Genomic DNA, 1728 nt, shown 5'->3' with positions numbered 1-1728 from the left:
GCGTCCTTCATCGCCTGTGATCGCCAAGGCATCCACCACATGCACTTGTTCGCTTGACCCTATAACGAGTCTGTCTCATCTTTCGACGCTACAGTCGCTACAGGTTGAGTTCTCGCGTTGTGCCGTATTCCAATTGAGCCGAACATGAAGTTCGAATCATCTTGAGATACATCGATACAATCACAACCCGGATAGTTTCCACGTCCATCTCAAAGACGCTTCCGCTATCCAAATTACTTACTTCTTCCAGATTGTTAAAGAACGACAGCCGATATCTGTTGATATCCTCTGACTGGCTCAATCGCCAATGCAAAATTCTCGGTTCAGTGCCTGAACCAAGCCCTTAGCGTTGGTGATTGGTGGAGGCAGACGGGATCGAACCGACGACCCCCTGCTTGCAAAGCAGGTGCTCTCCCAGCTGAGCTATGCCCCCATGAGTACAGATGCCTCAGGTGTGTTCGCCTATCGGCATGGGATGCTCGTAAGCGCTAAAGCGCTAACGATCACCGACACGTCAGACAATGGTGGGTCTGGTTGGATTCGAACCAACGACCCCCGCCTTATCAAGACGGTGCTCTAACCGACTGAGCTACAGACCCCTGAGTCTGTCTTTAATTTACAGCCGATAAGCGTGAGCGCTCAACTTGTGCGAGATAGCTCTGGAAAGGAGGTGATCCAGCCGCACCTTCCGATACGGCTACCTTGTTACGACTTCACCCCAGTCATGAATCCTACCGTGGTGACCGTCCTCCTTGCGGTTAGACTAGCCACTTCTGGTAAAACCCACTCCCATGGTGTGACGGGCGGTGTGTACAAGACCCGGGAACGTATTCACCGCGGCATGCTGATCCGCGATTACTAGCGATTCCAGCTTCATGCACTCGAGTTGCAGAGTGCAATCCGGACTACGATCGGTTTTCTGGGATTAGCTCCCCCTCGCGGGTTGGCAACCCTCTGTTCCGACCATTGTATGACGTGTGAAGCCCTACCCATAAGGGCCATGAGGACTTGACGTCATCCCCACCTTCCTCCGGTTTGTCACCGGCAGTCTCCTTAGAGTGCTCTTGCGTAGCAACTAAGGACAAGGGTTGCGCTCGTTGCGGGACTTAACCCAACATCTCACGACACGAGCTGACGACAGCCATGCAGCACCTGTGCGCCGGTTCTCTTTCGAGCACTCCCACCTCTCAGCAGGATTCCGACCATGTCAAGGGTAGGTAAGGTTTTTCGCGTTGCATCGAATTAATCCACATCATCCACCGCTTGTGCGGGTCCCCGTCAATTCCTTTGAGTTTTAATCTTGCGACCGTACTCCCCAGGCGGTCAACTTCACGCGTTAGCTACGTTACTAAGGAAATGAATCCCCAACAACTAGTTGACATCGTTTAGGGCGTGGACTACCAGGGTATCTAATCCTGTTTGCTCCCCACGCTTTCGTGCATGAGCGTCAGTATTGGCCCAGGGGGCTGCCTTCGCCATCGGTATTCCTCCACATCTCTACGCATTTCACTGCTACACGTGGAATTCTACCCCCCTCTGCCATACTCTAGCCTGCCAGTCACCAATGCAGTTCCCAGGTTGAGCCCGGGGATTTCACATCGGTCTTAGCAAACCGCCTGCGCACGCTTTACGCCCAGTAATTCCGATTAACGCTTGCACCCTACGTATTACCGCGGCTGCTGGCACGTAGTTAGCCGGTGCTTATTCTTCCGGTACCGTCATCCCCCG

General features: G+C 53.4%; 2 tRNA genes and 1 rRNA gene. All 3 read right to left on the bottom strand.

The annotated features are described in order from the left end of the window. Nucleotides 1-357: 357 nt before the first annotated feature. Nucleotides 358-433: transfer RNA gene (locus tag WT97_RS29720), tRNA-Ala, on the bottom strand. 89 nt (nucleotides 434-522) lie between these two features. Next, nucleotides 523-599: transfer RNA gene (locus tag WT97_RS29715), tRNA-Ile, on the bottom strand. A gap of 64 nt (nucleotides 600-663) precedes the next feature. Next, a 16S ribosomal RNA gene (locus WT97_RS29710) occupies nucleotides 664-1728 on the bottom strand; the annotation flags it as partial.

Source organism: Burkholderia sp. MSMB1459WGS, from assembly GCF_001534535.1.
Taxonomy (GTDB): domain Bacteria; phylum Pseudomonadota; class Gammaproteobacteria; order Burkholderiales; family Burkholderiaceae; genus Burkholderia.
This window is presented reverse-complemented; position numbering and strand designations above follow the sequence as displayed.